Origin of the sequence: Natronospira sp., assembly GCF_007134575.1 — a bacterium.
In the GTDB taxonomy this organism is placed as follows: Bacteria; Pseudomonadota; Gammaproteobacteria; order Natronospirales; family Natronospiraceae; genus Natronospira; species Natronospira elongata.
In genome coordinates this window covers 1-5839 of the sequence record NZ_SLKM01000050.1, presented here as the reverse complement: position 1 = coordinate 5839, position 5839 = coordinate 1, and the positions used below count along the sequence as shown (strand labels likewise).

Sequence of the window (5839 nt, the reverse complement as noted above, 5' to 3'; positions counted from 1 at the left end):
GTCTGGGCGATCACCGGGGCGAGGGTGTTGGAGAAGAGATAGGGCCTGGAGCGCTGACGCAGCCATTCCACGATTTCCTTGCTGGCTGAGGTGTAGCCGCCGGAGGCGCCGCCCAGGGCCTTGCCCAGGGTGCCGGTGAGGATGTCCACCCTGCCCATCACCTCGCAGTACTCGTGGGTGCCGCGCCCACCCTTGCCGAGGAAGCCGGTGGCGTGGCAGTCGTCCACCATTACCAGGGCCTGGTACTTGTCCGCCAGATCACAGATGGCCTTCAGATCGGCAATATAGCCGTCCATGGAAAAGACACCGTCAGTGGCGATCAGCTTGAACCGGGCGCCCTGCTCATCGGCCTCCTTGAGCTTGGCCTCCAGGTCAGCCATGTCGTTGTTGCGGTAGCGGAAACGCTTGGCCTTGCAAAGACGAATACCGTCAATGATGGAAGCATGGTTGAGCTCGTCGGAGATCACTGCGTCTTCCGGGCCCAGCAGGGTCTCGAACAGGCCGCCATTGGCGTCGAAGGCGGAGGGATAGAGGATGGTGTCCTCCTGCCCAAGGAATTCGGATATCTTCGCTTCCAGGTCCTTGTGGATGTCCTGGGTGCCGCAGATGAAGCGCACCGAAGACATCCCAAAGCCATGCTCGTCCAGTGCCTGGTGGGCCGATTTGACCACTTCCGGGTGGTTGGACAGGCCAAGGTAGTTGTTGGCGCAGAGGTTGATGACCTCCTTGCCGTCGGCCAGGGCGATCTCGGCCTCCTGGGGGGTGGTGATCACCCGTTCGGCCTTGTAGAGGCCTTCCTCGCGGAGGGTGTCCAGTTCCTTGCGGAGATGGTCGCGGATGTCCGAGTTCACGTGGCTGCCTCCAGAATTGTGGGAAAGCGCCAAATTATAACAGTTCGGCTGCTGCGAGCCGGCCTCGCCCTGCTTCGATTGAAATAATTTGCAATCGAGATGTATAACTCCTGTATAGTCCGGGTATCGCAAATAAGGCTGGAGAAGACACAATGGACCGTCTCATCGCCTTGGTGGAGAAGGGCTGGATCCCCGATATGCTGACTCGACTGGGTATTCGTCAGCTGCTGCGACAGCGGGCTGACCGGCTGCGACCGGCGGACTGCGAGGAACGGGCGGCCTCGGTGGAGAATTTGCTGATGCAGATGTCCCAGGGCCCGATTGCGGTGGCGACCGATACCGCCAACGAGCAGCATTACGAGTTGCCAACCCGCTTTTTCGAGGGGGTGCTGGGGCCGAACATGAAGTACTCCGCCTGCTGGTGGGGCGGGGATACCTGGCACCTGGCTCAGGCCGAGAATCGGGCACTGGAAATCAGTTGTGAGCGGGCGGAACTGGCTGACGGGCAGGGCATTCTGGAGCTGGGCTGCGGCTGGGGTGCCTTGAGCCTGTGGATGGCCGAGCGTTATCCCGCCGCACGAATTACCGCAGTCTCGAATTCCGCGGGCCAGAAGGCATTCATTGAGGCCCGGGCCCGGGAGCGGGGTCTTGGGAACCTCCAGGTCATTACCGCCGACATCAATGAATTCCAGACGCCCCAGTCCTACGACCGGGTAATTTCTCTGGAAATGTTTGAGCACATGCGCAACTGGTCCGAGTTGCTTGCTCGGGTCAATAGCTGGCTTCGGCCCGGTGGCGCCTTGTTCATTCATATCTTTTGCCACAGAGATTATCCCTATTTCTTCGAGACCGAGGGCAGCGGCAACTGGATGGCGCGATATTTTTTCACGGGCGGATTGATGCCCTCGGATGAATTGCCGGGGCGTTTTCAACAGGCCCTTCGTCTTGAACAACACTGGCGCTGGAATGGCCGGCATTACGCCCGAACCTGTCGTGCCTGGTTGGATAACCTGGATCAGAATCGATCCGAACTCATGCCGCTCATGTCTGACACCTATGGGCAGGAGGATGCTGCTGTCTGGTTCAATCGCTGGCGCATGTTCTTCCTCGCCTGCGAGGAGTTCTTTGCGTTCCGGGGTGGAGAGGAATGGTGGGTTTCCCATTACCGCTTTCGCAAGCCGGAAGAGGAGGGGCAGAAATGAATGGCATTGAATCCCTCGGCAGCGCGGCCCTGCTGGGCCTGGTTCCAGCCCTGGGTCTGATGTTCGTGGTCTGGGTATCCAGTCTGGTATTGCGCGACGCCAGCCTGGTGGATCGTTGCTGGGGGTTTGGTTTTGTGCTCCTGGCATGGTTCTGGTGGCTGACAGGCCCCCGGGAAAGCCTGATGCTGATTCCCGTGGTCCTCGTCACCCTCTGGGGCTTGCGCCTGTCCCTGTATTTGAGCTGGCGCAACTGGAATCACGGCGAGGATTACCGATATCGACAGATGCGCGACAAGCATGGCCCGCGCTTCTGGTGGGTGAGCCTGTTCACGGTCTTTGTTCTGCAAGGCCTGATCATGTGGCTGGTGGCCTTCCCCCTGTTGATGGTGGGGCACGGCAGCCCGCCTGACACGCCCTGGGTCTGGCTCCTGGGGATTGGGGGGCTGTTATGGCTGGTGGGATTTGTTTTTGAGAGCGTCGGTGATTGGCAGCTGGCTCGCTTCAAGGCTGATCCGGCAAACCGCGGTCGGGTCATGGATCGCGGCCTGTGGCGTTATACCCGGCACCCCAACTATTTCGGTGATGTCTGCGTCTGGTGGGCCTATTGGCTGATGAGCGTGCCGGTCGGCGGATGGTGGACCTTTTTCGGGCCGGCTCTGATGACCTTTTTCATTGCCCGCGTTTCCGGCGTGACCTTGCTGGAAAAAAGCCTGGCCGAGAAAAAGCCGGAATATGTCGATTATGTCCGCCGCACCAATGCCTTGATCCCCGGTCCGCCAAGGGCCCGTGGAGGTGACTCATGAGATCAGCCTTGCTGGCGCTATTATTGTTTCTGCTGCTGCCGCTAACCGCGAGGGCCGAGGGGACGGGTGAATTGCCCGCCGAAATCCGTGACGCCGGAGACTGGCAGCTGAAAGGCAGTGCCAGGTTGCGGGTCTATCTCTTTCATGTCTACGACGGTGCCCTGTGGGCGCCGGATGGAGAATGGGGCTGGGAGCAGCCATTCGTGCTGGATTTCAAGTATGCCCGGAACCTCAAGGGCGAGGACATCGCCGAACGAGGGGCAAAGGAAATGAAGGAATTGGGTCATTGCGATCTCCTGGAAGATTGTTGGCTGGATGAACAGAAACAGGCCTTTCCGGATGTCTCCGACGGTGACCGCATTACCGGATGGTATCGGCCTGGGGAATCCGTTCGTTTCTATTTCAATGGCGAGTTCCGTCATGAAGTGGACGATCCGGACTTCGCCCGTCCCTTTTTTGAAATCTGGTTAAGTGAACATACCACTGCTCCCGCCTTCCGCCGCCGCCTGCTGGGGAAGTAGGATCGTCTGTAGTGCTCTTGAGCTCCGAGGCCATTCCCTGTGTCCTGATAGAATGGCCCCATGAGTGACGTCAGAGTCGACAAATGGTTGTGGGCGGCGCGGTTCTTCAAGACCCGCTCTCTGGCTCAGCAGGCAGTGGCCGGGGGCAAGGTGCATGTCAATGGTCATCGGGTGAAGCCGGCCCATGGCTTGAAGCCCGGAGATGCGGTGCGGATCACCAAGGGGCCGCAGCAGTTCGAGGTTCGGGTTCAGGTCCTGTCCGAGAAGCGGGGCCCGGCGAAGGTGGCCGAGACCTTGTATGAAGAGACTGCGGAAAGCCTGGAACGGCGGCGCAAGAATGCCGAAATTCGCAAGATGGAGCGCCTGGCACGGCCCATTCCCGAGAGACGTCCTGACAAGAAGCAACGGCGCCAACTGCGTCGCATGACCGGCAAGGACTAGCGCCGGCCCGCCAGGAGGGTAGCGCCGACGTGCGCAGGCAACGGGAGCCATATTCCTGTTATCCTGCCCTGCGAGGCAGACAGGAGTCCCCATGCCAAGACCCGAGACCCCCTTGCTCACCGTCGATGTGGTGATCGAAAAGCCGGACCGCAACGATGGCAGTATCGTGCTGATCGAGCGCCATCATGAACCCTTGGGCTGGGCCTTGCCGGGGGGCTTCGTGGACATCGGCGAGACCGTGGAGCGGGCGGCCATGCGCGAGGCCTGGGAGGAGACCGGCCTGGAGGTCCGTCTGGTCACCTTGCTGGGTGTGTATTCCGATCCCCGCCGCGACCCGCGCGGCCACAATGTCAGCGTCGTCTATGTCGGCCGGGCGGTGGGCACGCCCCGTGCCGGAGACGACGCCCGCGCCATCAAGCTGGCCGACCCCGCCAAGCCCCCGCCCCTGGCCTTTGATCATGGTCTGATCCTGCATGACTACCTGCGCTGGCGTGACAAGGGCGAGTGTGCCCCGGTCAGGCCCTTGCCAGTGCCGGAGAAGCCCTGAAAGTGCCACCAGAGTAATTTTCCGTTACCGGGAAATCATGGTCCAGATTCGGTATAATTGACGTTTTCTCGCCCCCGATGCGTCGGGGGCGGTCTCGTATTGTCAAAACTCCAAGGAGCACTCCATGGCTTATCAGCATGTCGTCCTGCCTGAAGGCGGGGAGAAGATCACGCGTGAAAATGGCGAGCTGAAGGTGCCGGACAACCCCATCGTCGGCATGGTGGAAGGTGACGGCATCGGCGTCGACATCAGCCCGGCCTGCCAGAAGGTCTGGGACGCCGCCGTGGAGAAGGCCTATGGCGGCAAGCGCAAGATTCACTGGGCCGAGCTGTACATGGGCGAGAAGGCCGCCGCCAAGTACGACGGTGACTACTTCCCGGCCGAGACCCTGGAAGCCATCAAGGATCTGCGCGTGGCCATCAAGGGCCCGCTGACCACCCCGGTGGGCGAGGGCTTCCGTTCCCTGAACGTGTCCCTGCGCCAGCAGCTGGATCTCTTCGCCTGCGTGCGCCCGGTGAAGTACTACGAGGGCGTGCCCTCGCCGCTGAAAAAGCCGGAAGACATCGACGTGGTGATCTTCCGCGAGAACACCGAAGACGTCTACGCCGGCATCGAATACCAGTCTGGCAGCGACGAGAACAAGAAGCTGTCCGCCTTCCTGCGGGATGAAATGGGCGCCACCTTCTTCGATGACGCCGGTCTGGGCGTGAAGCCCATCAGCCCCTTCGGCTCCAAGCGCCTGGTGCGCAAGGCCATCGAGTGGGCCATCGAGCAGGGCCGCAAGAGCGTGACCCTGGTCCACAAGGGCAACATCATGAAGTTTACCGAGGGTGCCTTCCGCACCTGGGGCTATGAAGTGGCCAAGGAAGAGTTCGGCGACAAGGTCATTACCGAGGACGAGCTGTGGGACAAGTACGATGGCAAGCAGCCGGAAGGCAAGATTGTCATCAAGGATCGCATCGCCGACATCATGTTCCAGCTGATGCTGCTGCGTCCGGACGAATTCGACGTGCTCGCCACCATGAACCTCAATGGCGATTACCTCTCCGACGCCTGTGCCGCGGAAGTGGGTGGTGTGGGTATTGCCCCCGGCGCCAACATCTCCGACGAAGTGGCCGTGTTCGAGGCCACCCACGGTACCGCGCCGAAGCACGCCGGCAAGGACAAGGTGAACCCGGGTTCCCTGCTGTTCTCCGGCACCATGATGCTGGACTACATGGGCTGGACCGAAGCCAGCGAGCTGGTGCAGAAGGCCTACGAGAAGACCGTGGCCGGCAAGACCGTGACCTATGACTTCGCCCGCCAGATGGACGGCGCGAAGGAAGTGAAGACCAGCGAGTTTGCCGATGCCCTGATTGCCAACATGTAATTGGCGTCGGTTTCGAGTCTGTCACAGGAAGCCGCCTTCCCTCCGGGGAGGGCGGCTTTTTTGAGCGCGAATGAATTGATTTGAGCTGCCTTGGTGCTGATGCGG

At 60.9% G+C, this 5839-nt stretch carries 6 protein-coding genes and 1 pseudogene; 6 read left to right on the top strand and 1 reads right to left on the bottom strand.

Annotation, left to right across the window (positions count from 1 at the left end; translation table 11 throughout):
• Nucleotides 1–851: glycine C-acetyltransferase (gene kbl / locus ACJWXQ_RS01925; RefSeq protein WP_406672038.1), on the bottom strand; the 851-nt coding region annotated here is incomplete at its 3' end.
• A 152-nt stretch (nucleotides 852–1003) separates the two neighbouring features.
• Here kbl and ACJWXQ_RS01920 point away from each other — a divergent pair.
• The 6 genes and pseudogenes from ACJWXQ_RS01920 to icd form a co-directional block, all read left to right on the top strand.
• On the top strand, nucleotides 1004–2053 hold the full coding sequence (locus ACJWXQ_RS01920; RefSeq protein WP_346050049.1) for a cyclopropane-fatty-acyl-phospholipid synthase family protein: 1050 nt from the start codon (nucleotides 1004–1006) through the stop codon (nucleotides 2051–2053).
• Nucleotides 2050–2856, top strand: a complete 807-nt coding sequence (locus tag ACJWXQ_RS01915; RefSeq protein WP_346050047.1) for a DUF1295 domain-containing protein — start codon at nucleotides 2050–2052, stop codon at nucleotides 2854–2856. Before ACJWXQ_RS01920 ends, ACJWXQ_RS01915 begins: the two co-directional genes overlap by 4 nt.
• Nucleotides 2853–3377, top strand: coding sequence for a chalcone isomerase family protein (locus ACJWXQ_RS01910; RefSeq protein WP_346050045.1), 525 nt, complete (start codon nucleotides 2853–2855; stop codon nucleotides 3375–3377). The genes ACJWXQ_RS01915 and ACJWXQ_RS01910 overlap by 4 nt, the downstream gene beginning before the upstream one ends.
• Before the next feature lie 60 nt (nucleotides 3378–3437).
• Nucleotides 3438–3818: a S4 domain-containing protein gene (locus ACJWXQ_RS01905; protein WP_346050043.1), complete on the top strand. Its 381-nt coding sequence runs from the start codon at nucleotides 3438–3440 to the stop codon at nucleotides 3816–3818.
• A gap of 91 nt (nucleotides 3819–3909) precedes the next feature.
• A complete protein-coding gene (locus tag ACJWXQ_RS01900; RefSeq protein WP_346050041.1) occupies nucleotides 3910–4365 on the top strand; it encodes an NUDIX hydrolase in 456 nt (151 codons plus the stop codon).
• 124 nt (nucleotides 4366–4489) lie between these two features.
• Nucleotides 4490–5731: pseudogene (icd, locus tag ACJWXQ_RS01895) on the top strand (isocitrate dehydrogenase (NADP(+))); the annotation flags it as partial.
• Between the last annotated feature and the right edge of the window lie 108 nt (nucleotides 5732–5839).

Bases quoted from the DNA above. Each gene is read 5' to 3' on its own strand.
- ACJWXQ_RS01920 (WP_346050049.1), top strand. From the start codon at position 1,004: ATGGACCGTCTCATCGCCTTGGTGGAGAAGGGCTGGATCCCCGATATG.
- ACJWXQ_RS01915 (WP_346050047.1), top strand. From the start codon at position 2,050: ATGAATGGCATTGAATCCCTCGGCAGCGCGGCCCTGCTGGGCCTGGTT.
- ACJWXQ_RS01910 (WP_346050045.1), top strand. From the start codon at position 2,853: ATGAGATCAGCCTTGCTGGCGCTATTATTGTTTCTGCTGCTGCCGCTA.
- ACJWXQ_RS01905 (WP_346050043.1), top strand. From the start codon at position 3,438: ATGAGTGACGTCAGAGTCGACAAATGGTTGTGGGCGGCGCGGTTCTTC.
- ACJWXQ_RS01900 (WP_346050041.1), top strand. From the start codon at position 3,910: ATGCCAAGACCCGAGACCCCCTTGCTCACCGTCGATGTGGTGATCGAA.